Source organism: Acetobacterium wieringae (genome assembly GCF_023700225.1).
Classification (GTDB): domain Bacteria; phylum Bacillota; class Clostridia; order Eubacteriales; family Eubacteriaceae; genus Acetobacterium; species Acetobacterium wieringae.
The window spans coordinates 3,667,091-3,692,637 of sequence record NZ_CP097897.1 but is presented as its reverse complement, the minus strand read 5'-3'; the positions used below and the strand labels follow the sequence as shown (position 1 = coordinate 3,692,637).

At 43.5% G+C, this 25,547-nt stretch carries 27 protein-coding genes and 1 pseudogene; 27 read left to right on the top strand and 1 reads right to left on the bottom strand.

Annotation, left to right across the window (positions count from 1 at the left end):
• The first annotated feature begins 4 nt into the window (after nt 1–4).
• The 4 genes from dnaB to metG all read left to right on the top strand — a co-directional run bounded on the left by dnaB (nt 5) and on the right by metG (nt 5,897).
• Nucleotides 5–1,360, top strand: a complete 1,356-nt coding sequence (gene dnaB, locus CHL1_RS18180) for a replicative DNA helicase (protein ID WP_070370668.1) — start codon at nt 5–7, stop codon at nt 1,358–1,360.
• 12 nt (nt 1,361–1,372) lie between these two features.
• Nucleotides 1,373–2,761, top strand: coding sequence for an NAD(P)/FAD-dependent oxidoreductase (locus tag CHL1_RS18175; RefSeq protein ID WP_148636991.1), 1,389 nt, complete (start codon nt 1,373–1,375; stop codon nt 2,759–2,761).
• The gene (gene rsmI / locus CHL1_RS18170) at nt 2,762–3,604 is read left to right on the top strand and encodes a 16S rRNA (cytidine(1402)-2'-O)-methyltransferase (protein WP_148636990.1); all 843 of its coding nucleotides are present in this window, start codon (nt 2,762–2,764) and stop codon (nt 3,602–3,604) included.
• A gap of 301 nt (nt 3,605–3,905) precedes the next feature.
• Nucleotides 3,906–5,897, top strand: a complete 1,992-nt coding sequence (gene metG / locus CHL1_RS18165; protein ID WP_276520507.1) for a methionine--tRNA ligase — start codon at nt 3,906–3,908, stop codon at nt 5,895–5,897.
• 110 nt (nt 5,898–6,007) lie between these two features.
• On the opposite strand, the gene trxA (CHL1_RS18160) is transcribed toward metG, so the two are convergent.
• Nucleotides 6,008–6,334: a thioredoxin gene (gene trxA / locus CHL1_RS18160; protein ID WP_070370672.1), complete on the bottom strand. Its 327-nt coding sequence runs from the start codon at nt 6,332–6,334 to the stop codon at nt 6,008–6,010.
• A 128-nt stretch (nt 6,335–6,462) separates the two neighbouring features.
• On the opposite strand from trxA (CHL1_RS18160), the gene CHL1_RS18155 reads away from it, so the two are divergent.
• From CHL1_RS18155 to CHL1_RS18045, 23 genes and pseudogenes are all read left to right on the top strand, one after another.
• Nucleotides 6,463–7,506: an aminotransferase class V-fold PLP-dependent enzyme gene (locus CHL1_RS18155; RefSeq protein WP_250934262.1), complete on the top strand. Its 1,044-nt coding sequence runs from the start codon at nt 6,463–6,465 to the stop codon at nt 7,504–7,506.
• Nucleotides 7,507–7,656: 150 nt separating this feature from the next.
• Nucleotides 7,657–7,815, top strand: a pseudogene (locus CHL1_RS18640) (Orn/Lys/Arg family decarboxylase); the annotation flags it as partial.
• 84 nt (nt 7,816–7,899) lie between these two features.
• Complete coding sequence (locus CHL1_RS18145) at nt 7,900–8,595, top strand: dTMP kinase (RefSeq protein WP_070370693.1); 696 nt, start codon at nt 7,900–7,902, stop codon at nt 8,593–8,595.
• Nucleotides 8,588–8,899 carry a hypothetical protein gene (locus tag CHL1_RS18140; protein WP_228881762.1) on the top strand — a complete coding sequence of 104 codons (312 nt, stop codon included), beginning with the start codon at nt 8,588–8,590 and terminating at the stop codon, nt 8,897–8,899. The genes CHL1_RS18145 and CHL1_RS18140 overlap by 8 nt, the downstream gene beginning before the upstream one ends.
• A gap of 23 nt (nt 8,900–8,922) precedes the next feature.
• Nucleotides 8,923–9,909: a DNA polymerase III subunit delta' gene (gene holB / locus CHL1_RS18135; protein WP_250934261.1), complete on the top strand. Its 987-nt coding sequence runs from the start codon at nt 8,923–8,925 to the stop codon at nt 9,907–9,909.
• 4 nt (nt 9,910–9,913) lie between these two features.
• The gene (locus CHL1_RS18130) at nt 9,914–10,753 is read left to right on the top strand and encodes a PSP1 domain-containing protein (protein WP_250934260.1); all 840 of its coding nucleotides are present in this window, start codon (nt 9,914–9,916) and stop codon (nt 10,751–10,753) included.
• Between the two features lie 69 nt (nt 10,754–10,822).
• Nucleotides 10,823–10,990 carry a 4Fe-4S binding protein gene (locus CHL1_RS18125; RefSeq protein WP_070370676.1) on the top strand — a complete coding sequence of 56 codons (168 nt, stop codon included), beginning with the start codon at nt 10,823–10,825 and terminating at the stop codon, nt 10,988–10,990.
• Nucleotides 10,991–11,178: 188 nt separating this feature from the next.
• Nucleotides 11,179–11,340, top strand: coding sequence for a rubredoxin (gene rd / locus CHL1_RS18120; protein ID WP_070370677.1), 162 nt, complete (start codon nt 11,179–11,181; stop codon nt 11,338–11,340).
• An 88-nt stretch (nt 11,341–11,428) separates the two neighbouring features.
• Complete coding sequence (locus CHL1_RS18115; protein WP_250934259.1) at nt 11,429–11,719, top strand: hypothetical protein; 291 nt, start codon at nt 11,429–11,431, stop codon at nt 11,717–11,719.
• Between the two features lie 59 nt (nt 11,720–11,778).
• Entirely contained in the window at nt 11,779–11,919 is a 141-nt protein-coding gene (locus CHL1_RS18110; RefSeq protein ID WP_250934258.1) for a hypothetical protein, read from the top strand.
• Nucleotides 11,920–12,161: 242 nt separating this feature from the next.
• Entirely contained in the window at nt 12,162–12,728 is a 567-nt protein-coding gene (locus CHL1_RS18105) for a flavodoxin family protein (protein ID WP_070370679.1), read from the top strand.
• Nucleotides 12,729–12,758: 30 nt separating this feature from the next.
• Complete coding sequence (gene trxA / locus CHL1_RS18100) at nt 12,759–13,079, top strand: thioredoxin (RefSeq protein ID WP_070370680.1); 321 nt, start codon at nt 12,759–12,761, stop codon at nt 13,077–13,079.
• Nucleotides 13,080–13,286: 207 nt separating this feature from the next.
• Nucleotides 13,287–15,398, top strand: a complete 2,112-nt coding sequence (locus tag CHL1_RS18095) for a YhgE/Pip family protein (RefSeq protein WP_250934257.1) — start codon at nt 13,287–13,289, stop codon at nt 15,396–15,398.
• 127 nt (nt 15,399–15,525) lie between these two features.
• Nucleotides 15,526–16,125, top strand: a complete 600-nt coding sequence (locus tag CHL1_RS18090; protein ID WP_250934256.1) for a TetR/AcrR family transcriptional regulator C-terminal domain-containing protein — start codon at nt 15,526–15,528, stop codon at nt 16,123–16,125.
• A 63-nt stretch (nt 16,126–16,188) separates the two neighbouring features.
• Nucleotides 16,189–17,541 carry a 23S rRNA (uracil(1939)-C(5))-methyltransferase RlmD gene (gene rlmD, locus CHL1_RS18085; RefSeq protein WP_250934255.1) on the top strand — a complete coding sequence of 451 codons (1,353 nt, stop codon included), beginning with the start codon at nt 16,189–16,191 and terminating at the stop codon, nt 17,539–17,541.
• 178 nt (nt 17,542–17,719) lie between these two features.
• A complete protein-coding gene (locus CHL1_RS18080; protein WP_324251106.1) occupies nt 17,720–18,271 on the top strand; it encodes a recombinase zinc beta ribbon domain-containing protein in 552 nt (183 codons plus the stop codon).
• A gap of 433 nt (nt 18,272–18,704) precedes the next feature.
• Nucleotides 18,705–19,922: a macrolide efflux MFS transporter Mef(A) gene (gene mef(A), locus CHL1_RS18075; protein WP_228881753.1), complete on the top strand. Its 1,218-nt coding sequence runs from the start codon at nt 18,705–18,707 to the stop codon at nt 19,920–19,922.
• Between the two features lie 120 nt (nt 19,923–20,042).
• On the top strand, nt 20,043–21,506 hold the full coding sequence (gene msr(D) / locus CHL1_RS18070) for an ABC-F type ribosomal protection protein Msr(D) (protein WP_228881751.1): 1,464 nt from the start codon (nt 20,043–20,045) through the stop codon (nt 21,504–21,506).
• A gap of 231 nt (nt 21,507–21,737) precedes the next feature.
• The gene (locus CHL1_RS18065) at nt 21,738–22,577 is read left to right on the top strand and encodes a nucleotidyltransferase domain-containing protein (RefSeq protein WP_040036558.1); all 840 of its coding nucleotides are present in this window, start codon (nt 21,738–21,740) and stop codon (nt 22,575–22,577) included.
• The gene (locus tag CHL1_RS18060) at nt 22,574–23,212 is read left to right on the top strand and encodes a Vat family streptogramin A O-acetyltransferase (RefSeq protein WP_228881748.1); all 639 of its coding nucleotides are present in this window, start codon (nt 22,574–22,576) and stop codon (nt 23,210–23,212) included. Before CHL1_RS18065 ends, CHL1_RS18060 begins: the two co-directional genes overlap by 4 nt.
• Before the next feature lie 196 nt (nt 23,213–23,408).
• Entirely contained in the window at nt 23,409–23,903 is a 495-nt protein-coding gene (locus tag CHL1_RS18055) for a nucleotidyltransferase domain-containing protein (RefSeq protein ID WP_228881745.1), read from the top strand.
• A 62-nt stretch (nt 23,904–23,965) separates the two neighbouring features.
• Nucleotides 23,966–24,223, top strand: coding sequence for a hypothetical protein (locus CHL1_RS18050; RefSeq protein ID WP_052514478.1), 258 nt, complete (start codon nt 23,966–23,968; stop codon nt 24,221–24,223).
• A gap of 143 nt (nt 24,224–24,366) precedes the next feature.
• Nucleotides 24,367–25,245, top strand: coding sequence for an AraC family transcriptional regulator (locus CHL1_RS18045; RefSeq protein WP_041844908.1), 879 nt, complete (start codon nt 24,367–24,369; stop codon nt 25,243–25,245).
• The last annotated feature ends 302 nt before the right edge of the window (nt 25,246–25,547 follow it).

Sequence of the window (25,547 nt, the reverse complement as noted above, 5' to 3'; positions counted from 1 at the left end):
GGTGATGAATCCCAAAGTCCCGCCCCATAATATTGAAGCCGAACAGTCGGTGCTAGGCGCCATCTTGATGGATGAGTCCAATATTGCCCGGGCTGAAGAGCTATTGTCCCCCCAGGATTTTTATCGGGGCGGCCATAAAGAAATCTATGAAGCGATGCTTTCTCTTCACAACGAGAGAAAGCCCATTGACACCGTTACCCTGATTAATGCCCTTAGAAACCGGGGAGTTCTGGAAAAAATCGGCGGAATTGGTTATCTCAGTGAATTGGTCGAGATGGTGCCGATTCATCGGAATTATCTGGAATACTGCCAGATTGTTCATGAAAAGGCGGTGATTCGTAATCTGATTCATACGGCCACCCAGATTCTTGAAGACAGCTATGGTCAGTATGAGAATATCGGGGATGTGATTGATCGGGCCGAACAGGAAATCTTCAAAGTTTCCCAGGGTCGACGAACGGGTGATTTTCAGAGCATTCAGGAAACCCTGGCCACCACCCTGGCCCAGATTGAAGCGATTGAAAGTAAAAAAGGTAAACTCACCGGAATTGAAACCGGTTTTACCGAGCTTAACCATATTACCTCCGGCTTGCAGCCCTCCGATCTGATTATTGTGGCTGCCCGACCATCAATGGGGAAAACCGCCTTTGCCTTGAATATCGCCCAAAATGCGGCCATCAAAGATAACCGCTCGGTGGCGATTTTCAGTCTCGAAATGTCCAAGGAACAGCTGGTACAGCGTATGCTGTGTGCCGCCTCATTGGTGGACAGCAATAACGTTAGAACCGGTAATCTCAGCAAGGAAGACTGGGAACGAATGGTGGTTGGTTACAATACCCTTTACGGCGCCAGTATTTTTATAGATGATACCCCGGGGATTACGGTTTCAGAAGTCCGTTCCAAATGTCGGCGGCTAAAAACCGAAAAAGCCCTGGATTTGATTGTCATTGACTACCTGCAACTGATGAGCGGCGGTGGTCGGACTGAAAACCGGCAGAATGAAATTTCTGAAATGTCCCGGGGCTTAAAAGCCCTGGCCCGGGAAATGGAAGCGCCAGTGATTGCTTTGTCACAGCTCAGCCGGGCCCCGGATGCCCGAACCGATCACCATCCGGTCATGTCGGATTTGCGTGAGTCTGGTTCGATCGAGCAGGATGCCGATGTGATCATGCTTTTATACCGGGAATATTATTACGATAAAAACCCGGAATTAAAAAACTTATCTGAGGTAATCATTGCCAAGCAACGTAACGGTCCAACCGGAACCGTACGCCTGGCCTGGATACCCGAATATACAAAATTCAACGATCTGGCTGTGGGTTATAATGAAGATGACTACGGCCCGGATGCGTTTGCATAAAGGAAGAAGAACATGAAATATGATGTAATCATCATCGGGGCTGGCCCCGGTGGTATTTTTGCCGCCATGGAACTGGCCAAAAAGAACAAGGAACTGAAGATATTGATGCTGGAAAAGGGCAATTCGATTGAAAAACGGATCTGTCCCAAGCGTCAGACCAATGTCTGCATTGGTTGCAAACCCTGTAATATTACTACCGGATTTGCCGGAGCCGGGGCCTACTCGGATGGCAAACTATCGCTTTCACCGGATGTCGGCGGCGAGCTGCCGGAATACATTGGCTATAACACCACGGTTGATCTGATTAAATATGTTGATGATCTCTATATTGAGTTTGGCGCCGACAAGCGCGTTCATGGCCTGGATGATCCCGATAAGATCCGGGATATTCGGACCAAGGCGATCCAGAGCAATTTAAAACTGATTGAATGTCCGGTTCGTCACATGGGCACCGAGGTCGGTTATACCATTTATCAGCGGATTCAAAATTACTTAATCAACGATCTGGGCATCGACATTAAGTTTAGAACACCGGTGCAAAGCCTGGTAGTCGAAGATAATTCTGTCGTCGGCGTGGTCGCCAAAGGTGAAACCTACCGGGCTGACAAGGTATTGGTGGCTGTGGGCCGGGATGGCTCGGAATGGTTTACCTCGATGTGCGAAGAATACAAGGTGGAAACCAAGGTCGGGAAAATCGATATCGGCGTCCGTTTGGAAACCCGCAACGAGGTCATGCAGGAAATCAATGAGGCCCTTTATGAAGGTAAGCTGGTTTATTATACACCCACCTTTGATGACAGCGTCCGGACCTTCTGTTCCAACCCCGGCGGAGTTGTATCGACCGAATATTATGATAACCAGTTGGCGGTGGTCAATGGACACAGCTATAAATCCGACAACTTAAAAACCCATAACACCAATTTTGCCCTGCTGGTTTCTAAAAGCTTTACCGAGCCTTTTAAAGAAGCGGTTGCTTATGGCAAGCACATTGCCGGGTTGGGAAATATGCTCACCGGTAACAAGATCATGGTACAGCGCTACGGCGATTTCTTAAGAGGCCGCCGGACTACCGAAGAGCGGTTGATGCGTAATAATATCCGGCCGACCTTAATTGATGCGGTGCCCGGTGATCTGTGCTTAGTGCTGCCCTACCGGATTATGAAGGACATCGATGAAATGATTCAGGCCCTGGATCATGTCTCACCCGGTCTGGCCAGCGACGAAACCCTGCTTTACGGGGTCGAGGTCAAATTCTATTCCAACAAGGTGACTGTGGACAGGAACTTCCAGTCCAGCATTAAGAATCTCTATGTATTGGGCGATGGCGCCGGAGTCACCCGGGGTTTGATGCAGGCCTCCGCCAATGGGGTCTATGTGGCCCGAAACCTTTATAACGAATAGATGTCCGGAAAACTCTATATAGTCGGTACTCCGATTGGGAATCTGGATGATATGAGCATCCGGGGCCTAAAAGTCCTGCAGTCGGTGGATCTGATTGCTGCTGAAGATACCCGGCATTCGATTAAGCTGCTCAACCATTTTGAGATTTCTAAAAAAATGGTCGCCTATCATCAACATAACGAACAGCAGTCGTGTGAGGGCCTGATTGAACTGCTAAAACAGGGTCAGAACATCGCCCTGATTTCTGATGCCGGAATGCCGCTAATTTCCGATCCGGGGTCAGTCCTGGTTAAAAGCTGTGTCGCCAATGCCATTGCCCTGGAAGTGGTCCCCGGCCCCAACGCCGGGCTCTGCGGCCTGGTGTTGTCAGGACTGGACACCCGTTCCTTTTTATTTCTCGGCTTTTTAGGTAAAGACAATAAGGCGGTTAAAGCAGGGATCAAGCGGATTGAAGAATCAGTCGATACGGTGGTGCTTTATGAGTCCCCCCACCGTCTGCCAAAAACTCTGGAAATTTTGGTCAAGCAGGGGCTCGGTCACCGGCAGATGAGTATCTCCCGGGAGCTGACCAAACGCTATGAGGAAACCCGCTATGGTACCATCGCAGAACATCGGGACTATTATCAGGAAAATCCCCCCCGGGGCGAGTATGTCCTTTGTATTGAAGGCCGAACCGCCGATGAAGGTAAGGTGGCGGCTTCTCTGGAACTGGAAAGCCTGAGCCTGGAAGACCATCTGGCTCATTATCTGAAGTCCGGTCTGCCGGAAAAAGAAGCCATGAAAGCGGTGGCCAAAGACCGCAATATTTCAAGACGGGATGTTTATAACGCAGTTAAGCGATAAATCCCTTGAAAAAATCTGGAATTAAAGTATAATAGGGATAGCAATTAAATAAAAATTACGATGAAGAGAAGAGTAGGTGTGGATGCTGTGAAGAGAGAGCCGGGATGGTGAAAGCCGGTGACAGAAAAAGCATTGAAGATGGCCTCGGAGTAAGTTTGGGTGAATCGTTTAGCCCGATCCGCTTGACGCGATAAAACTGAAAGTTTAAAAAACTTATGAAGGCATTATTTGTGAGAATAATGTGAACTAAGGTGGTAACGCGAACCCTTCGCCCTTAACTGGACGGAGGGTTTTTTGTTGGATTAAACCCACCAAATACAGAAATATGAATAAAGGAGAACTTATGTCACAAAAAACATTTTATATCACCACCCCGATTTATTATCCCAGTGGGAACCTGCATATCGGTCATACCTACACCACGGTGGCGGCCGATACGATTACCCGGTTCAAAAAACTGCAGGGTTATGACACTTACTTTTTAACCGGTACCGATGAGCACGGTCAAAAAATTGAAAAAGTGGCGGCTGAAGCGGGCGTTGCGCCCCAGGCCTATGTCGATGGGATTGTCACCGGCATTAAAAACCTCTGGGACACCATGAACATCAGTTACGATCAGTTTATCCGGACCACCGACCATGAGCATGAAAAAACGATTCAGCGGATTTTTAAAAAGCTCTATGATCAGGGGGATATTTATAAATCCAACTACGAAGGCTGGTACTGCACGCCGTGTGAATCTTTCTGGACCGAAAGTCAGCTGGTCGATGGTAACTGTCCTGATTGTGGCCGACCGGTGGAAAAAGCTTCAGAGGAAGCCTACTTCTTTAAAATGTCCAAATATGCCGACGATTTGCTCAAACATATTGAAGACCACCCCCATTTTATTCAACCGGAATCCCGCAAAAATGAAATGATCAATAACTTTATCAAACCCGGACTCCAGGATTTGTGCGTTTCCCGAACATCCTTTACCTGGGGCGTGCCAGTTGATTTTGATCCCGGTCATGTGGTTTACGTCTGGATTGACGCCCTGCCCAACTACATTTCGGCCCTGGGTTATCTCAATGACAAACCGGATCTGATGGAAAAATACTGGCCAGCCGATGTCCATCTGGTCGGCAAGGATATTATCCGCTTCCATACCATTTACTGGCCAATTATTTTGATGGCACTCAAATTACCGCTGCCCAAACAGGTTTATGGACACGGCTGGATTTTATTAAAAGGCGGAAAAATGTCCAAATCGGTGGGGAACGTGGTTGATCCGGTGGTTTTAGTCGATAAATATGGGGTTGATGCCCTGCGCTACCATGTGCTGCGGGAAATGAGCTATGGTTCGGACGGTGTTTATAACGAAGACCTGCTGGTCAGTCACATCAATTCCGACCTGGCCAACGACCTTGGCAATTTGCTTAGCCGCACCCTGGCGATGACCGATAAATATTTCGGTGGGATTATTCCCAAGCAACGGGAAAAAGAAGCCATTGACAGTGAGCTGATTGACCTGGCCGAAAAAACCCCGGCGCTCGTCAGTGACTACATGGATAAGCTGGATTTTAGCCGGGCCCTGGAAGAAATCTGGAAGCTGGTTTCCCGTTCCAATAAATACATTGATGAAACCCAACCCTGGGTACTCGGCAAAAGTCCCGAAAAACAGGCTCGTCTGGCCCAGGTAATGTATAACCTGACCGAGTCCTTGCGGATCATCACCGTGCTGATTTCAGCGGCAATGCCGGAAACCGCCCGAAAAATCGGCCAGCAGCTAAACTGTCCGGCAGAATGTCTAACCTGGGACAGCATCCAGCAGTTTGGCGGCTATCCGGAAGGCCTCAAGATCGAACGCTGCGACGCCCTGTTCCCACGGATTGAGCTGGAAAAGAAAGCGGAACAGCCTCTTAAAGAAGAGAAAGTTAAGCCCGAAAAAGCTAAAAAAGAAAACGACAACGCAACTCCGGAAGAACTGCCGGAAGGTCTGATCACCATTGACGATTTTGCCAAGGTGCAGCTGCGGGTGGCTGAGGTGGTTGCCTGTGAACCCCATCCCGATGCTGATCGCTTGCTGGTTTTACAGCTGATGGTCGGCCAGGAAAAGCGTCAGGTGGTCTCCGGGATTGCCAAATACTATGCGCCAGCAGATCTGGTTGGCAAAACCGTCATTCTGGTGGCCAACTTAAAACCGGTCAACCTCCGGGGATTGGAATCCAACGGGATGATCCTGGCCGCTACCAAGGGCAAAAAATTGTCCCTGGTTACCGTCGATGGCATTCCCTCTGGTGGAAAAGTTTCGTAAGATATTTAAAAATTATTTCGTGTGAACCGCTAGCGGAGCACCCGGTAGGGTTAAAAATAAAAAAAGTCTAAACAGCATAAATTCTGTTTAGACTTTTTAAAAGCCCCAAATTAGAGACTTTTTATCATCTCGATGTATTCATTTTTTTCGCGAACACCGACAAAGCGGTTGACCGCTTCACCGTTCTTAAAGAAAACCACGGTGGGGATACTCATCACCCGAAATTGTTGGGCCAGGGCCTGGTTGTCATCCACATTGATTTTACAAACCTTCATACCAGCTTCAAGCTCCTGAGATATTTCATCAATTGTCGGTGACAGGGCTTTACACGGGCCACACCATTCTGCCCAAAAATCCACCATGACAGCTCCATCATAGGATAAAATCTCGGTTTCGAAATTTTCCATATTGATTGTTATAACTTTTTCACTGGACATTATTCTCTTCACCTCTTTAACATATTTGCTCAATCATTATATAATAATTCATAAGAAGTTAAAAGGATAAAAGTAAAATTTCTCCGTTTAAAGGAAAGGGATTGTGTTAAAATAGAGGCATGAAAAAAATGGATAGAGAAAAGAGTATCATCAAAAGTGAACTCGAAAAGCTTAACAAAAACAACACGCACCGGTTTCACATGCCCGGTCATAAGGGTCGGGGTGAAGCCTTTGCCTTATACGACTATGATATTACCGAAATCCCCGGTGCAGATAATCTTCATGATGCCCAGGGGATCATCGCAAAGGCCCAGAAAAAACTGGCAACGATCTATCACAGCGATGAAGCGGCGATTCTGGTCAACGGCACCACCACTGGGATTCACAGTGCCATCCTGGGCAGCTGTGCTCCGGGTGAGCAGCTGCTGGTGCCCACCAACTGTCATCGGGCCGTTTTTGGGGCCCTGGGGCTGGGACGCATTGAAGGGGTTTTTATCACCCCGGAGATTGACCGCAACCTGGGCTTTGCCCACTCAATCAGTGAGGCTGCAGTTCGTCAGGCGCTGGCCAAAAATCCGCTCAGTAAGGGGATGATTTTGACCAATCCCAGCTATTATGGTACCATCAGTGACTTAAAAACCATTGCCGCCATCCTTCATGAGCAGGGGAAATTTTTAATTGTTGATGAAGCCCACGGCGCCCATCTGCGCTTTAGTGACAAACTGCCGCCAGATGCCATTTCTGCTGGTGCCGACGTGGTGATTCAGAGTACCCATAAGATTCTGGGATCACTGACCCAAAGCTCCCTGCTTCATTTTCAGGGCAGCCGGGTCAATCGTCAGAAGATCAAAGCCTATCTCAGTCTGCTGCAAAGCTCATCCCCCAGCTATCCGCTGATGATCTCGGTGGAAGAGGCGGTGGATGCGGTACCGCTGAAAAGGGCGAAACCGTATTTAATTCGATTGTGGCGGCCCATCAGGAATTTTGTCAGCAGCAGAATGGTCAGGAGCCGATTGTTCTGTATGGCGGAGAGAATCCGGAGCAGGATTATGATCGCAGCAAGTGGCTGTTTTGGACCCGGGGCATCACCGGAGCGGAAGTGGAAGCCCGGTTGTCAGCGGAGTATGGCATTCAATGCGAAATGTCATCAGCGAATCATCTGCTGGCGATGACCGGCATGGGCACCACCCGGGCGGATCTGACAAGCTTAACGCAAGCTATCTGTGCTATAAATAAAACCATCAGGCGAGACGAAAAAGAACCTCAGCCCCCCCCGACTGTGGCGGGAGCAGCTCGATTTTACGGCTGCTGTCCAAACCGAGATGCCGCTGTGGGAAGCCCTTGCCTGGGAGGAACGCTGTCAAATACCGCTGGAGCTGGCCATTGGGCAGCTGGTTGGGGATTTTATTATTCCCTATCCGCCTGGGATCCCGGTTTTATTACCGGGCAGCCGGATCACCGCCGAAATGGTGGTATATTTAAACGACCTGCTGGATCATCAGGTGGCGGTGGTGGGGATTGATGCTAACAGAGCAGTCACAATTATTAAAAAGGAGCCGGTAATCATGGAAAAGAATCATCAGGGACAATTGATCGTCATCGAAGGAGTGGATGGTAGCGGGAAACAGACCCAAACCCAACTGCTTTATGACCGGCTGGTAAAAGCGGGGGAAAACGTCATGAAAATCGCCTATCCCCGCTATGACAAAAAATCGTCAGCGCTGGTAAAATTATATCTGGAAGGGGCCTTCGGAAAAGATCCCGGGAGCATCAGCCCCTATATTGCTTCAACCTTTTACGCCGCCGACCGTTATGCCTCCTACAAGGAAGATTACGAGGACTTTCTTGCACAGGGGGGATTGGTGCTGGTCGATCGCTATACCACCTCTAATATGGTTCATCAGGCGGGAAAAATAAAGGATCCGGACGAACGGAAACGTTTTCTTGACTGGCTCTGGGATTTTGAATTCAATCTCTATGGTCTGCCGGTTCCGGATCAGGTATTTTTTCTTAACATTCCCCCGGAGATTAATGAGCAGCTGATTAAAAACCGCAACAATAAAATAACCGGAAAACAGCAAAAAGATATTCATGAAAGCAGTCCCGAACATCTGCGGGATTCCTACCGCAGTGCCCTGGCGCTGGTGGCGGAATATGGCTGGACGGAAATCAATTGTGTTGCGGATAACCAATTGCGCAGTATCAATAGCATCCATCAGGAAATCTGGGAACGTATAAAGGAGCATAAATCAAATGATTGAAGATCAGTACACCTATTTAACCATGGCCGACTCCGACATGGATTTTATTCTGCTTAAGAATTATTTAAATGCCCACGGGATTCAGGTCATCACCAGGGAAAAAGGCTTTGGCGGACCCATTCGCAGCATCTTTATGGGAAACTTTACACCCGCTCACATTGAGGTCTTTGTTAAAGACAGCGATTTCGAAATGGCCCTTGAGCTCCTGGATTATGAAGAATTCAGTGCTGAATTGGACAAAGAATTGGGACTGGATCGTGATGATTGGGATAACAGTGATGAGAAAAAGAAAAAACCCCATTAATAACTGTCTTTGAGAGGAAAACTATGTTTGAAACGATTCAGGGTCACCAAACCATTACCAAGCATCTTGCCAACGAAATAGATTCCCAGCAGGTAAGCCACGCTTACCTTTTTTCAGGAATTGATGGGATCGGAAAAAAGAAAACCGCCCGGGAGTTTGCCAAGGCCCTTTTATGTCAGGATCGGGAGAGCCCAGGCTGTGGCCATTGTTCGGTTTGTCTTCAGATTGAGCATGAAAACTATCCCGATGTCAAAATAATTGGGCCCAAAGCGGGAGTCGATAGCATCAAGATCAGTCAGGTGCGGGAAATGATCAGCGAGCTGGCGATAAAACCCTATTCGGGAGACTGGCGTATTAATATCATCGATGGGGCCGAAAAGATGACGCCAGAGGCCCAGAACAGCTTACTGAAGTCGTTGGAAGAGCCGCTAAGCTATAATATTTTTATTCTGGTCACCAGCCATCCCATGTCGATCTTACCAACGATTCGCTCCCGCTGTCAAAGCTACCATTTTCAGCCGCTGACCATGGTTGAAATGGAGGCTGTCGTTTTTGAGCAGGGTGAATTTGATAAGCCTGCAGTGACCGAAGCCATCCGGGCCGCGGGGGGATCTCCGGGGATGGCCTTATACCTGCTCAATAATGGTGAGATTCAAAAAGAAAGAACCCACTATCTGCGGGAGCTTTACAGCCTGTTAAAAGGCGATGAGATTAAAATTTTTACCCTGGCCGAGGTTTTATCCAAGGATAAGACTACCAGCCAGGAGATGCTGGAGTTTTTTATTCACTGGTTTTATGAGGTCAATCTACTTTTGGAAGGTCATCCGCTACCGCAGCAGGGGGAGCCGAATGCGGCCCATCGGGCCTATCATCAATTGCTGGAAAATGAAAAAAATCAGGCGATCATTAAAACTTTGTTTGAAATGATGGCGACGATACAATATAATGTTAATTTAAGATTACAATGGGAAAAGTGTTTCATTAAGATAATGAAAATTCAGAAAGGATAAGCCAATGGGAAAATCAGTCGTCGGTGTACGATTTAAAAAAGTGGGCAAAATATATTATTTTGATCCCCTGGATATTGAGTTTGAACAGTTTGATCCGGTTATCGTGGAAACGGTCAGAGGCATTGAGTATGGTGAAATTGCCCTGACTGCCAGAGATGTGGATGAAGCAGAAATAGTGGCTCCGGTAAAACCAGTGATCCGCAAAGCAACTGAAGCAGATACCTTCGAGTATAATAAACTCAAGCAAAATGAACAGGATGCCAAAGCAATTTTTATTGCCAAGGCCAAAAAGCACAAGTTGGAAATGAAACTGATCGATGTGGAGTATACCTTTGATCAGAAAAAGGCGATTTTTTATTTTACTGCCGAAGGCCGGGTCGATTTCAGAGAGTTGGTCAAGGATCTGGCTTCGATTTTCAAGGTCCGGATTGAACTTCGGCAAATCGGGGTGCGGGACGAGGCCAAATTATTCAAAGGCCTGGGTGTCTGCGGGCGGACGACCTGCTGTGCCCAGTGGCTGGGGGATTTTACCCCGGTATCGATAAAAATGGCCAAGGAACAGAACCTATCGCTCAATTCGACGAAGATTTCGGGGATCTGCGGTAGACTCTTATGTTGTCTGACCTATGAGCAGGAATTCTATGAAGAGGTTTCAAAAAAACTTCCCAAAGTGGGACAGCGTGTCATCACTGCCGATGGTGAGGGGGAAGTTTTCAAGTTAAGTATTCTGGAAGAAACCGTTTTCGTCAAAATTCAGGTGAATAAGGATGAAACCGAGGTAAAAAAATATCTTCTGGAAGAAATTGAAGTAAAAAAATTCGAAAAAGTCAAAAAAGACAAATAATCATCTTGATTTCACTTCAAAAAAGGATATAATAAAGATGTTGTTAATGCTAAAAGGAGGGTTTTTTAGATGGCTTATAAAATTACAGATGAATGTATTGCTTGTGGCTCTTGCATGGATGAATGTCCAGTAGAAGCAATTTCTGAAGGCGATATCTATGTTATCGATGCAGCTACATGTACTGACTGCGGCGCTTGTGCAGAACAATGTCCAGTAGAAGCAATTGTTCAGGACTAGTTAGAAGTATGAAAAAAAGGCACCTTCCAGAATATTCTGGGAGGTGCCTTTAACGTGGACTAATGCAATCAGTAATTTTTTATTAAATCATTTAAAATATTTAAGAGGGTGTTAAATAATAAGATATATGGGTAAATACCTGTTTAAGAAATAAAATCAATGACAGATTAAGATCTGGAGGAGGAAAAATGCAAAAATATGTATGTGATATTTGTGGGTATATTTATGATCCTGAGGTAGGGGATCCTGACAGCGGCGTTGCACCAGGAACCGCCTTTGAAGATATCCCCGAGGATTGGGTTTGCCCTTTGTGTGGCGTTTCAAAAGAAGATTTTTCACCAGAAGATTAGAAAAGTGCAATCAAAAAAGAGCCAAAGCTCTTTTTTTTATGGGATCAATGGGTTATAATGAAAATGACTACAAAAACATGGAGGACATATGGCAGTTAAAGCACGGGAAACCCTTGAAAGCAAACAAATCAGCATCACAACCCTGGGGATATTAATGGTGGTGGTGGTTGGATATACGCTTCTATACAATCAGTTTGCCAATACCCTGGAAGATTATCGGTTAAAAACAATTGTTGGTGTGATCAGTCTGGTGATTATGATGGGGGGCTTTTTAATTTCACTACGCTATATTACAACCATCTACGAGATGCTCATTACCCATGACCAATTTACCATCGAACGAAAAATATTTTTTGGAAAAAAACGGTACTGGAAATAAAAATAGATGACATAATAAAAATTCTGCCTATCGAAGAAGCTAAAAAGATCGAAGGACCAATGCGTAACTATACCCTGACAAATATGGACGGAAAACGAAAATATGTGATTCAATATAATAAACAGGGAAAAATTTGCTGTGCCAAGATCCAATGTACCGGGAAATTCCATGAAACCTTAAAAAAACAGGTCAAAATATAATAGTTTTAAGGAAACCTTAAGGGAAATAGGGTATTATTTGGACATAACAAGTTACCCTCTTTCAAAGTTTTTAGAAAAAACCGAACGCTTTTCACACGGCTTCGGTTTTTTTCTTTTTTTGGATAAAAAAACTTTTGTGATTCAGAAGAAATTTTAACAGGCAATTAGATGTTGTTAATGCGGTAATAAATCGGGTATAATACTCCTAAATAACTAAAGGATCCATCAGGAAAGGAAAATCTATGGAAATCGTAGCAATTATGGGAAGCCACCGGAATGGTCAGAATACGCAGAAGGCCATCGACTATTTTATTAATAAAATTGAAGTTGAACACGAATTGTTTGAATATAATGTCAATAAGATCGACGTTCAGGCGTGTACGGCCTGTGATTATTGTATTCCGCATCAGGGCAAATGTGTCCTTGAGGATGATATGACCCAAATTTATCAAAAAATGGAGAGCTGTGATTTGCTGATCGTGGCCAGTCCCGTTTATTTCAGTGCTTTTCCCTCAAAAATTAAAGCGCTGATTGATCGAACCCAGATGATTTATAACCTTAAGGATAAATCGAACATCAAAAAGAAAAAAATTCTGATCATCGGAATCGGTGGGGCACCTCATTATCCGAGGCAGTTTCAGGCCATGGATAATACCCTGGAGTGGTACAAAAAAACTCTGAGCTGTGATGAGATCGGCTTCGTCCAATTTTCCCATACCGATGAGCTGCCAGCGCTGGATAATAAAAATTGTCTGGATGAGCTGGCAGAAATTGCAGCCAAAATTAATGGGCCATTGGCCAAGAATTAAAAAATAATCAAAAAATAAGGAGAAATAAAAATGGCAAAGATAATCGATCAAACCGAATTTGATACACTGGTTTTAAAAGGCGAAGGTGTTGTCCTGGTAGATTTTTTTGCGACCTGGTGTGGGCCCTGTAAAGCACTGGCACCGATTTTAGAAGAGGTGGCCGAGGAGTTGAAAGACAAGGTGGGCATTTATAAGGTCGACATCGATCAGACCCAGGGTCTGGCCCAGCAATACCGGGTAATGAGCGTGCCAACCATGAAGATTTTTAAAAGTGGCGAGGTGGTAGAAACCATCGTCGGGCTTCAATCAAAAGGGGTTTTACTGGAAAAGCTGAATTACTATGCCGGTTAGGTAACAATAAGCCAGATGACACGAATCACTTCATTTAAGAAGTGATTCTTTTTTGCAGCTAAAAACCTTAAAAAAAATAAGGAGACCGTTTTCATTTTTGGACAAATAGGCTCTTTTGTCGCGATTTTCGACAAGTTTACAGAATCGTATAATTACAAGCGGAACGCCTGGTGCTATACTCCTTAAAGCAAGTGAAAGGAGTAAAAAATGAATAAAAAAATAGTGAACAAAGCCAATACAGTGAGACTTATTGTCATTATCGGTGTTATTATTATACCACTTATGTATAGTTTTTTCTATCTCAGTGCCTTCTGGGATCCCTACTCAAAACTCAATAACCTGCCGGTGGCACTGGTCAATAACGATGCCGGTGCGACCATTAATAATCAGCAGCGCAATCTGGGGGAAGAGTTTATTGATGAACTGATTAAGGATGGCACCTTTAAGTATGTAATCACCGACGAGGCCACCGCTAAAGCCGGTACCGAAAGTGATGATTACTATGCCATGATCGTGGTTCCAAAGAATTTCTCAAACAATATTGCCTCAGCGGCGACGGTCAATAAGCAGACCGCCAGCATTATCTTTTCACCCAACGAAAAACGAAATTATCTGGCCAGTCAGATCCTCGGAAAAGCTGAAATGCAAATGGAAACCAGCTTAAGAGAAAGCATTTCTGGCGAGATTGTCAATAATTTGACCGATCAGGTGGCCAAGGTGCCCGGTCAGTTGGGTACTCTGAATGATGGTTTAACCCAGCTTTCCAGCGGCTCAGCGCAACTTTTGAGCGGTTCCCAGACCTTAGCGAACGGTACCTATTCGCTGGCCGCCGGTTCCCAGGAATTGGCAACCGGTTCAGAAACCCTGGCCGCAGGGACTCAGGCCCTGGCCGCTGGCAGTCAAACTCTAGCCGATGGCACCCAAACTTTGGCCGCCGGAACATCACAGTTTGCCGCCAAGTTCTCTGATTTCAACGATGGCATCAGTAGTCTGAAAAGTGGCTCAGCCCAGGTTAGTTCCGGTGCTGAGTCGTTGGCCGCCGGAACGGACCAGCTCAATCAGGGGATCGCGGCCTATACGGCAGGGGTCGATAGCCTGATTGGCAACGTCAACCAGACCTCGGCTTTTATCTCAGCCTTTGTCGCGGAGCATCCGGAATTGATGGCTGACCCCCAGTTTGCGGCCTTTATTTCGGATATGGCCTCCAGTGACAATGCCGAGAGCATTGCCCAACTGGAAGCTGCGGGCAGTCAACTAAGCGGCGCATCCGACGCCATTGCCGCCGGAACCCAGGCATTGGCCGCTGGAACCAGCAATCTGGATGATGGGATTGCCACTGTCAGTGCCGCTGCCGGGCAATTAAATAATGCTGCCGATAGCATCTCATCCGGAGCCAGTGCCGTTTCAGACGGCGCTTCATCACTGACAAATGGCGCAACGGCTTTGTCAAACGGGGCGACTACGCTGACCAATGGGGTCTATACCCTGGCCGATGGGGCCAACACCCTGGCTAGTGGTGCCACGACCCTGGTCACTGGTCAGCAGCAGCTTAACAGCGGCATTACCACCGCCCAGAATGGCGTCACGACTGCCGTGAATGATGCCAATGCCGATACCGCCAAATTAAATGGTTTGGGTACCTATGTCAGTGAACCGGTCACGGTGGACGATGCGGTGATTGATCCGATTGCCAACTATGGCACCTATTTTTCGCCCTACTTTATGTCGCTGTCACTTTGGGTTGGCGGTCTGATTATCTTCTTCGGGATTTATTTTGATGCCGATCAGAAATTTAAGATCCTGTCCCGGGAAAGCAGCAATAAGACTGCCCGCAGTTTTATTTACCTGCTGTTGGGTCTGGCCCAGGCGGTGCTGCTGGGCAGCATCATTAAATATGCTTTAGGGCTGGAAATCGCCCATACCGGCCTGTACTATGTTTCGGTTTGTCTGGTCTCGATGACCTTCCTGGCGATTGTCCAGTTCTGTATTATTCACATGGGCGATGCTGGAAAGTTTGTGGCACTGACCTTGCTGATTCTGCAGCTGACCTCTTGTGGCGGCACCTTCCCGATTGAAACGGTGCCCAAGTTCTTCCAGGTACTGTATCCCTTTATGCCAATGACCTATTCGGTGGTGGTGTTCAAGGATACCATTACCGGTGCGATCTCCGGCGATTTCTGGCACAGCTTTCTGATTCTGGTTATTTATCTGGTGGTTTTCTTTGCCGCCACGATCTTCCTGACCCTAATTAAGAAAAAGAAAGCCGAGAAAGAGAATGTCACCATTAAAGGCGAATTGAACTCCGACCATTTATTTTAAAATGACCCAGATTAAAAGAACGCTGCATAGCAAAATGCGGGGTTCTTTTTATTTGGGGCGGATTACTTTGAAATAAGAAGCGGAAATGATATAATTATTTTCAAAAAAGATCATGAGGAGTGTCTGCATGTCCGATGCGTCAATAACCAAAAAAGCCATTGCCAAAGGCTTTAAACATATTCTAAAAAATAAAAACTTTGAAAAAATCACCATTGCCGAAATTACCGCTGCGTGTGGTCTGAACCGCCAGACCTTTTATTATCATTTTCGAGATAAATACGATTTGATTAACTGGATTGTTTATCAGGAGGCGATTTTAGTCATCCGAACCGATCTCACCATCGAAAACTGGGACAGCAAGGTGCTGGCGCTGTTGACGACGATGAAAAAGGATGGTCACTTTTACCAAACCACCTTAAAAGACATCGCTGGCACCGAATTTCAGAATTATCTGTTTACCGTCACCAAGGAAATATTTATGGAAATGATTGAACACCTGTCCAGTGATCGCAAAATGAACCCGGAAGTTGCTCCGGTGATGACGCCCCAGAAGAAAACTTTTACCGCTGAATTTTTATCCTATGGGGTGGTGGGGATGATTATCGACTGGGCCCAAAACGGGATGAAGCAATCACCCGAGGAAATCACCATCAGCATCAAAGAGATTATCAACGGGGCCCGGATGTTTGCCGTTTCCCGTTATTTTCAGGAACTGACCAAAGCGTAACAGCCAAGACCGGCTGGATAAACAGCCTCGTATAATAAAACAAAAAATTTTAAGGAGTCCACATTGAAAAAGAATGAAACGATTGAATTAACGATAGAGGGATTTAACTTCCCCGGTAAATCCTGGGGCATCCACGACGAAAAAAAAGTTGTCATGAAAAACGGCCTGCCGGGCCAAAAGGTATTAGTGAACATTGCTAAGAAACGCAAGAAATATGAGGGCCGAATTCTGGAAGTGCTGGCAAAAGCCCCCAATGAAATTGATGCCGCCTGCGATGTCTTTGATAAATGTGGGGGCTGTACCTATCAGAACCTGCCGTATGACCAACAGTTAAAGCTCAAAGAAAACTACGTCTTAAACCTGCTGGAACAGGCCGGGATCGCAGGCTTTGCCTATGAAGGGATTGTTCCCAGCCCCGAGGTTTTTGGTTACCGCAATAAGATGGAGTATTCCTTTGGCGATAACGAAAAAGATGGCCCGCTGATGCTGGGGCTTCACGAACAGGGCAGCTTTTATAATATCGTCAAAACCGATGGCTGCCAGATTACCGACGAAGATTTTAACGCGATTCAAACGGCCGTGTTGGGCTATTTTACCCAAACCGGGGACAGTTATTTTCATAAACGCAGCCACGAAGGCTTTTTAAGACATCTGGTCGTGCGCAAGGGCAAACACACCGGCGATCTGCTGATCAATTTGGCGACTACCACCCAGGGAACCCTGGACGAAGCGGCTTTTGTCAAATGCCTGCTGGATCTATCGCTTATTGGCCAGATCCGGGGGATTCTCCATACCCAAAACGATGGCATCGCCGATGTGGTCAAAGCCGAAACCGCCAAAACCCTGTATGGCGAAGATAAAATTGAAGATAAAATTTTAGGACTGACCTTTGAAATCACCAGCTTTTCCTTTTTCCAGACCAATACCTTAGGAGCAGAAAAACTTTATTCCGTGGTCCGGGATTTTGTCGGTCAGGAACAGAACGAAGTGATTTATGATTTATACTGCGGCACCGGCACCATTGCCCAGGTACTGGCACCGGTTTCTAAAAAGGTAGTCGGCATCGAGCTGGTCCTCGAAGCGGTCGAAGCAGCCAAAGCCAATGCGACCAAGAACGGTCTGGACAATTGCCAGTTTATTGCCGGCGACGTGATGGTGGAAGTGGCCAACCTCCACGATCTGGCTGATGTGATTATTCTGGACCCGCCCCGGGACGGCATCCACCCCAAAGCGATCTTTAAAATTCTGGATTTTAAGCCCAAGGTGTTTGTGTACGTGTCTTGTAAGGCGACATCGCTGGCCCGGGATCTGCCGTTTTTTGTGGCGGCGGGGTATGAAGTCAAGAAGGTGAAGTTGGTAGATATGTTTCCGCATACCGGGCACGTGGAGACCATTTGCTTGATGTCTAAGAAATAAAGTCCGGAAAGCCTTGAAGATACTAGGTTTTGTAAAATGAAAGTGAATCTGTCTACTCGACCTAAGCCCTCGATATGTGTACGTAGAAACATATCGAGGGTATATTTTTGTGCAAAATTTGAGCTAGAATATGGGTAGGATTGAGTTGACAGATTAGATATATCTATAGTGCGGTGATATTTACCGGCGGGTACACTGGAATAACCGAGGCTACAAGTCAATTGTTTGGCGATGCGTCAGCCGTCTGGAGGAGAAGGACTCTGAATGCACTGCCCCTACCATAAATGAGGAAACATTGCAGACAGCAGTGGTTAAGGCTATTAACGAACTTTTGGCTAACAAAGAACCTTTCCTTTCAACATTACAGAAAAATATCGACACTATATTTAATGAAGAAAGTGATAATGATACGGATGAGCTTGATAGCAAGTTGGAAGAATTGCAGATAGAGCTTCTTAAACAGGCAAAGTCAAAAAATGACTACGATAATGTTGCTGATGAGATATACCGCCTTCGGGAGATGAAGCAAAATTCACTTGTAGAAAATGCCGAGCGTGAAGGAAAAAGGCAACGAATCGCTGAAATGACTGCTTTCTTGAATGAACAGTCTCACGAGTTAGAGGAGTATGATGAGCAGTTGGTAAGGCGGCTTATTGAAAAAGTTACGATCCGCGATGACAGGATTGAGGTGGAGTTTAAGTCAGGTGTGAAGATTGAAGAAATGATATAGATTATTGAGTCAACCGCAATTAAGGAAACTATCGCCTTTGGCGGTATTTCCTCCCTTTATATTTTTTGTGTTGAATATAGAACCTTATTGTGATAAAATATACGCTGATACAAATAAGAATTCAGGAGGAACCGAAACTATGACAGCCTCAATGCGTTTAAGATAAGCTGGCAATAAAAAAGGCAGAATCTATCCCTTATGATAGGCTTTTTTGTTGTGCTTATTTATACGATATTGAGCATTCGTTAGTTACGGTGAGGATATTGGTTATTTAACTATACCTCTATTTAACTATGTCTTTAATATGAATGCTTCCAAATTGTATGTATGCAGACCAAAAGCCACATTGTGGAGTTTGGCCTGCATTTTTTATTGCCTAGAATGCTATTCAAAATAGAAATTCAAGCAAAATAATATGCAGGAGATAATATAAATGGAAAAATACAACAATTGGAAACGAAAATTTTATGCAATATGGGCAGGGCAAGCAGTATCATTAATCACTAGTGCCATCCTGCAAATGGCGATTATTTTTTACCTTACAGAAAAAACAGGATCTGCGATGGTCTTGTCTATGGCTTCATTAGTAGGTTTTTTACCCTATGCGATTTTGGGGCCTGCAATTGGTGTGCTAGTGGATCGTCATGATAGGAAGAAGATAATGATTGGTGCCGATTTAATTATCGCAGCAGCTAGTGCAGTGCTTGCTATTGTTGCATTCTATATGGAGCTACCTGTCTGGATGGTTATGATAGTATTGTTTATCCGTAGCATTGGAACAGCTTTTCATACCCCAGCGCTCAATGCGGTTACCCCACTTTTAGTACCAGAAGAACAGCTAACGAAATGCGCAGGCTATAGTCAGTCTTTGCAGTCTATAAGCTATATTGTTAGTCCGGCAGTTGCAGCACTCTTATACTCCGTTTGGGATTTAAATGCTATTATTGCCATCGACGTATTGGGTGCTGTGATTGCATCTATTACGGTAGCAATTGTACGTATACCTAAGCTGGGTAATCAAGTGCAAAGTTTGGAACCAAATTTCACAAGAGAAATGAAAGAAGGAATTGTCGTTCTGAGACAAAACAAAGGATTGTTTGCCTTATTACTCTTAGGAACACTATATACTTTTGTTTATATGCCAATTAATGCACTATTTCCTTTAATAAGCATGGAATACTTTAATGGAACACCTGTGCATATTTCTATTACGGAAATTTCCTTTGCCTTTGGAATGCTAGCAGGAGGCTTATTGTTAGGAAGATTAGGGAGCTTCGAAAAGCGTGTATTACTAATAACTAGTTCATTTTTTATAATGGGGGCCAGTTTAGCCGTTTCGGGAATACTTCCTCCAAATGGATTTGTAATATTTGTAGTTTGCTGTGCAATAATGGGGCTTTCGGTGCCATTTTATAGCGGTGTGCAAACAGCTCTTTTTCAGGAGAAAATTAAGCCTGAATATTTAGGACGTGTATTTTCTTTGACCGGAAGTATCATGTCACTTGCTATGCCAATTGGATTAATTCTTTCTGGATTCTTTGCTGATAGAATTGGTGTAAATCATTGGTTTTTACTATCAGGTATTTTAATTATTGGCATTGCTATAGTTTGCCCAATGATAACAGAGGTTAGAAAATTAGATTTAAAATAAAATAATATTGGAGGGATATTTATGTATCTTATTTTCATGTAATTCTTCCTGCTAAAATCGCAGGGTTTTCCCTGCGTACAAGCAAATGAAAGCATGCGATTATAGACAGGAGGAAATGTTATGGAATTGATATTAAAAGCAAAAGACATTCGTGTGGAATTCAAAGGACGCGATGTTTTAGAAATAAATGAATTAGAAGTATATGATTATGACCGTATTGGTTTAGTAGGAGCAAATGGTGCAGGAAAAAGCACTTTACTCAAGGTACTTTTAGGAGAATTAATTCCCCCAGGATGTAAAATGAATCGTCTGGGTGAACTTGCCTATATTCCCCAGTTGGACGAAGTAACTCTGCAGGAGGAAAAAGATTTTGCACTTGTAGGCAAGCTAGGTGTTGAGCAATTAAATATACAGACCATGAGCGGTGGTGAAGAAACAAGGCTTAAAATAGCACAGGCCTTATCGGAACAGGTTCATGGTATTTTAGCGGATGAACCTACGAGCCATTTAGACCGTGAAGGAATTGATTTTCTAATAGGACAGCTAAAATATTTTACAGGTGCACTGTTAGTTATTAGCCATGACCGTTATTTTCTTGATGAAATAGTAGATAAAATATGGGAACTGAAAGATGGCAAAATCACTGAGTATTGGGGAAACTATTCTGATTATCTTCGTCAGAAAGAGGAAGAACGCAAGAGCCAAGCTGCACAATACGAACAATTTATTACGGAACGTGCCCGATTGGAAAGGGCTGCGGAGGAAAAGCGAAAGCAGGCCCGTAAAATAGAAAAAAAGGCAAAAGGTGCTTCAAAGAAAAAAAGTACTGAAGGCGGAGGGCGTTTAGCTCATCAAAAATCAATGGGAAGTAAGGAAAAAAAGATGCATAATGCCGCTAAGTCCCTAGAACATAGGATTGCGGCCTTAGGAAAAGTAGAAGCCCCAGAAGACATTCGTAGGATTCGTTTCAGGCAAAGTAAAGCATTGGAGCTCCACAATCCATATCCTATTGCTGGTACGGAAATTAATAAAATATTTGGAGATAAGGTATTGTTTGAAAATGTATCTTTTCAAATTCCGCTTGGAGCAAAAGTGGCATTAACTGGTAGTAATGGAACCGGAAAAACAACTTTAATCCAAATGATCTTAAACCATGAAGATGGAATTTCTATTTCACCTAAGGCAAAAATAGGTTACTTTGCACAAAATGGTTACAAGTACAACAGTAATCAGAATGTCCTAGAGTTTATGCAGGAGGATTGTGATTACAATGTATCGGAAATTCGTTCAGTGCTAGCATCGATGGGGTTTAAACAAAACGATATTGGGAAAAGTTTATCTGTTTTAAGCGGCGGAGAAATTATAAAATTGTTGCTAGCTAAAATGCTTATGGGTAGATATAACATCTTACTAATGGATGAACCGAGCAACTTTCTTGACATACCAAGCTTAGAGGCTTTGGAAATACTAATGAAGGAGTATGCCGGAACTATAGTGTTTATCACCCATGACAATCGGCTGCTTGATAATGTGGCTGATGTGATTTATGAAATCAAAGATAAGAAATTAAACTTAGTCCGATAATTATTTTACTTTTCGTATTTGACAGATCGTAAGTAGACCAGTGAAAGAGGTTATTGATTTTATCTAAACGTTAAGTAGGTTAGACCTCTAATCAGGGAAAATAAGGCCTTCAAGATGAATTTTGAAGGCCCCCTTTCCATAGAAATATACGTAAAGCATAAGGAACACATGGCAAAAAAGGCGTTTCTCAGCATGGGATATAGCTTTTGATATTGAAAGGAGTGATTCAGTATGATAGATAATATTATTCAATCAGTGACAGAAAAATTATCCTCTTTGCCTTATATAGAAGGCATCGTATTAGGGGGTTCCCGTGCAAGAGGCACCCATACAGAGGATTCTGATATAGATATCGGAATCTATTACAAATCAGAATCATTTGACATTACAGCGATTAATCAAATTGCTACAGAGTTGGATGATGAGAATAGAAATAACCTTGTTGTACCTCCCGGAGCGTGGGGTGATTGGATTAATGGCGGCGGATGGTTAGTTATAAATGGGTATCATGTTGACTTGATTTTACGTGATATAAAACGGGTGGAACAAATAATCAAAGATACGGAGCAAGGAATTGTTACTGCTAATTATCAGACGGGGCATCCCCATGGATATATAAGTGCTATGTATCGAGGAGAATTAGCGATTAGCAAAATACTATATGCTAAGAATGAAAGCTTATGCGAATTAAAAAAGCAGGCAGAACGTTATCCAACCGCTTTGCAGAAAGGATTAACCGAATTTTTTATGTTTGAGGCAGGTTTCTCATTAATGTTTGCTGAGAACAATATAGATAAAGACGATGTATCCTATGTTTGTGGGCATTGCTTTCGAAGCATATCTTCCCTTAATCAAGTCTTATTTGCAGTAAACAAAGAATACTGTATAAATGAAAAAAAGGCTGTTAAGATGATTGAAGATTTTAAGATCAAGCCAAGCGATTACAAGGAAAGGGTCGATAAGGTTATTTCCTTAATATCAACTGATGTAGAGTGTACAAGAAAAGGAATAGAGATTCTTCAAAGACTAGTAAACGAGGTTGAATACCTTAAAGGAGCCGATATTCAATGACGGGGCCAGATAAGAAAAAGCTTTATCCGAATGAAAACATAAAAACAGTTTGTTATATAAGTAATTTGCCAAAACGGCCCAATGTAGAAATTGGAGAATACACCTATTATAGCGATAATAAAAAGTCTCCAGAGAAATTTTATGATAATATAGAGCACCATTACGAATTTCTAGGGGATAAACTTATAATAGGAAAGTTCTGTGCAATTGCAGAGGGTGTTAAGTTTATTATGAATGGTGCAAATCATAGAATGGATGGAATTACAACCTATCCCTTTAATATCTTTGGCCATGGATGGGCAAAGGTGACTCCTACAATTGAACAACTTCCTTTTAAGGGAGATACAGTGATTGGCAATGATGTATGGATAGGTCAAAATGTTACCATTATGCCGGGTATTAAAATTGGTGATGGTGCGATTATTGCCGCTAATTCAACAGTAGTGAAAAGTGTTGAGCCATATACAATATATGGTGGGAATCCAGCTAAGTTTATCAAAAAACGCTTTAGTGACGAAAAGATTGAATTCTTGCTAAAGCTACAATGGTGGAACTGGAGCGAAGAGGAAATATTTAATAATCTTGAAATGTTAACATCCAAAGCAGGGTTAGAGCAATTCATGAAAAATTCCTAGACTTGGGGCCTTTCTACCATGGCACAAAAGGGAACTTAAATCTAGGGGGTGCTGGAACCTCGATTTAGCTCTAATTATTGCGAGCTAAAGAAGGCAAGCTTCATCTTTAGCTTTGATTGGAACAATAGACATTATATTAAGGAGAAATAGTTTTGAGATTTATCACTTATAGATTTAATTTGAACGGAGGGATTACATGGTAAGTAAAACTGATGCCATTGAGATAATAACATACGCTGAAGAAAATGGAATTAACATATGGATTGATGGCGGTTGGGGAGTAGATGCACTATTAGAAGAAGAAACAAGAGCACACAATGATATTGATTTATTTGTGGAAGAAAGTAATAGTAAAAAGTTTATTGAAATAATAAAAGAAAAAGGCTTTGCGGAAGTTACAGAAGCATATACCACCACATCTCACACGGTTTGGAAGGATACTAGAGGTAGGGTAATTGATCTTCATATATTTAATTTCAACGAAAAAGGATACATTGTTTTTGAAGGAGAAGCATATCCACCAAAAGTGTTTAGTGGCATTGGGAAAATAGGCGATAAAATAGTTAGATGTATTGATGCTGAAAATCAAGTATTATTTCATCTGGGCTATGAGTATGATGAAAATGATATGCATGATGTAAAACTATTGTGCGAGAGATTTAATATTCCTGTTCCGAGTGAATACAAGTAACTGACAAATTCCAATTTGTCTATCAATAGTGCAATAAATTAGAATTTAGAGGAGGAATAGATATGGCACGTTCAATTAGAGATTCCCTTTCGGGATTTGGAAGTGAACTGTTGGAACGAATAAGAGAAGATAGCAATGCATGGCTAGATGAAGCTGCCTTTGAAGAAAGAGTCATTGGGATTGAAAAGGCAACTGCGGCTCTGAAGGAAGCCAAAGTTGAAGATGAGAAAATCATTTACCTTTTGCAAAAATATTGGGATTTACGCCTTAGCGAGGCAAAGGGATTTTTGCAGCAAGAAAGACACACTGAAGAAAAGTAAAGGATTCCTGTGGTAAACATCCCAAAGATAAATTCAGTTTAACGATACTAATTACATGAAAGGGAATCGACAATACTGTGCACAGATTGTCGGACGGGTAAATGCATCCCCTGATAATATTGATGATGAAAGGAGGTTGTTTGATGGATTCGTTAAGAAGTATGAATAATGCATTGGAGTATATTGAAGAGCACTTAACAGAGGAGATTGATTATAGTGAAGTATCTAAAATCGCATATTGTTCAGAGTATCATTTCAAGCGAATGTTTTCTTTTTTAGCAGGAATAAGTTTATCAGAATATATTCGGAGAAGAAGACTGACGTTGGCTGCACTTGATTTGAAGGATAGGGATTTGAGAATAATTGATGTAGCCGTCAAATATGGCTATAATTCGGCTGATTCATTTTCCCGTGCTTTTCATTCTCTGCATGGCTTTCTCCCTTCTGAGGCAAGGTGTGAGAATACACAATTAAAAGCTTATCCTCGAATGACCTTTCAATTATCAATTAAAGGAGGATGCGAAATGAACTATCGTATTGTTGAGAAAGGACCTTTTAAGTTAGTAGGATTTAAGAAGAGAGTTCCAATTATTTTTGAAGGTGTCAATCCAGAGATTGCAAAAATGACTGAACTTTTAACCATGGATGTTATTAATCAATTAAAAGCAATTTCAAATGTAGAACCTACAGGTATTATTAGTGCTTCCACTAATTTTTCAGAAGGTAGAATGGAAGAGAAAGGAGAATTAGATCATTACATCGGGGTAGCAACATCAAGTAATGAAACTGCAGATTTTGATGTATTAAAAATTGATGCTAGTACCTGGGCTGTATTTGAATCGATTGGACCATTTCCGGAAACACTTCAAAATGTGTGGGGTAGGATATACTCAGAGTGGTTTCCATCTTCAGGATACGAGGCGGTTGAAGGTCCTGAAATTTTATGGAATGAGAGTCCAGACACTGGAAATCCAAAGTATCGAAGCGAAATCTGGATTCCAGTAAAGAAAAAAGACTATTAATGACATCAATGTTTATGATTGAGGGCGCTCTAGTAAGAGTGCCCTTTTCGTAAATGGTACGATTGGTGGATATGTTCCCGTCTACTGACAGTGCCAAAAACGTAGTGGATATGTTTCCGAGAACGGGCAACTTCAAATGACATTCATTCTGTCCTCTCGAGCCACGTTGAGACGGTTGTCTTATTATCCCTCAAAACTAATACACCTAAATTAGAGGTTACCATGGAGGTGGATTCTGACAGTATGGATAGGCTATACTTAACTGGACAGATTTACTAAGGTCATATAAACTAAATCCATAA

Coding starts and splice junctions, on each gene's coding strand:
- CHL1_RS18145 (WP_070370693.1), top strand. CDS start 7,900: ATGGAAAAGAATCATCAGGGACAATTGATCGTCATCGAAGGAGTGGAT.
- CHL1_RS18130 (WP_250934260.1), top strand. CDS start 9,914: ATGGGAAAATCAGTCGTCGGTGTACGATTTAAAAAAGTGGGCAAAATA.
- CHL1_RS18175 (WP_148636991.1), top strand. CDS start 1,373: ATGAAATATGATGTAATCATCATCGGGGCTGGCCCCGGTGGTATTTTT.
- CHL1_RS18055 (WP_228881745.1), top strand. CDS start 23,409: ATGGTAAGTAAAACTGATGCCATTGAGATAATAACATACGCTGAAGAA.
- CHL1_RS18115 (WP_250934259.1), top strand. CDS start 11,429: ATGGCAGTTAAAGCACGGGAAACCCTTGAAAGCAAACAAATCAGCATC.
- CHL1_RS18045 (WP_041844908.1), top strand. CDS start 24,367: ATGGATTCGTTAAGAAGTATGAATAATGCATTGGAGTATATTGAAGAG.
- trxA (WP_070370680.1), top strand. CDS start 12,759: ATGGCAAAGATAATCGATCAAACCGAATTTGATACACTGGTTTTAAAA.
- CHL1_RS18105 (WP_070370679.1), top strand. CDS start 12,162: ATGGAAATCGTAGCAATTATGGGAAGCCACCGGAATGGTCAGAATACG.
- CHL1_RS18140 (WP_228881762.1), top strand. CDS start 8,588: ATGATTGAAGATCAGTACACCTATTTAACCATGGCCGACTCCGACATG.
- CHL1_RS18110 (WP_250934258.1), top strand. CDS start 11,779: ATGCGTAACTATACCCTGACAAATATGGACGGAAAACGAAAATATGTG.
- rsmI (WP_148636990.1), top strand. CDS start 2,762: ATGTCCGGAAAACTCTATATAGTCGGTACTCCGATTGGGAATCTGGAT.
- holB (WP_250934261.1), top strand. CDS start 8,923: ATGTTTGAAACGATTCAGGGTCACCAAACCATTACCAAGCATCTTGCC.
- CHL1_RS18060 (WP_228881748.1), top strand. CDS start 22,574: ATGACGGGGCCAGATAAGAAAAAGCTTTATCCGAATGAAAACATAAAA.
- CHL1_RS18125 (WP_070370676.1), top strand. CDS start 10,823: ATGGCTTATAAAATTACAGATGAATGTATTGCTTGTGGCTCTTGCATG.
- CHL1_RS18090 (WP_250934256.1), top strand. CDS start 15,526: ATGTCCGATGCGTCAATAACCAAAAAAGCCATTGCCAAAGGCTTTAAA.
- rd (WP_070370677.1), top strand. CDS start 11,179: ATGCAAAAATATGTATGTGATATTTGTGGGTATATTTATGATCCTGAG.
- CHL1_RS18050 (WP_052514478.1), top strand. CDS start 23,966: ATGGCACGTTCAATTAGAGATTCCCTTTCGGGATTTGGAAGTGAACTG.
- trxA (WP_070370672.1), bottom strand. CDS start 6,334: ATGTCCAGTGAAAAAGTTATAACAATCAATATGGAAAATTTCGAAACC.
- CHL1_RS18095 (WP_250934257.1), top strand. CDS start 13,287: ATGAATAAAAAAATAGTGAACAAAGCCAATACAGTGAGACTTATTGTC.
- CHL1_RS18155 (WP_250934262.1), top strand. CDS start 6,463: ATGGATAGAGAAAAGAGTATCATCAAAAGTGAACTCGAAAAGCTTAAC.
- dnaB (WP_070370668.1), top strand. CDS start 5: ATGAATCCCAAAGTCCCGCCCCATAATATTGAAGCCGAACAGTCGGTG.
- CHL1_RS18065 (WP_040036558.1), top strand. CDS start 21,738: ATGATAGATAATATTATTCAATCAGTGACAGAAAAATTATCCTCTTTG.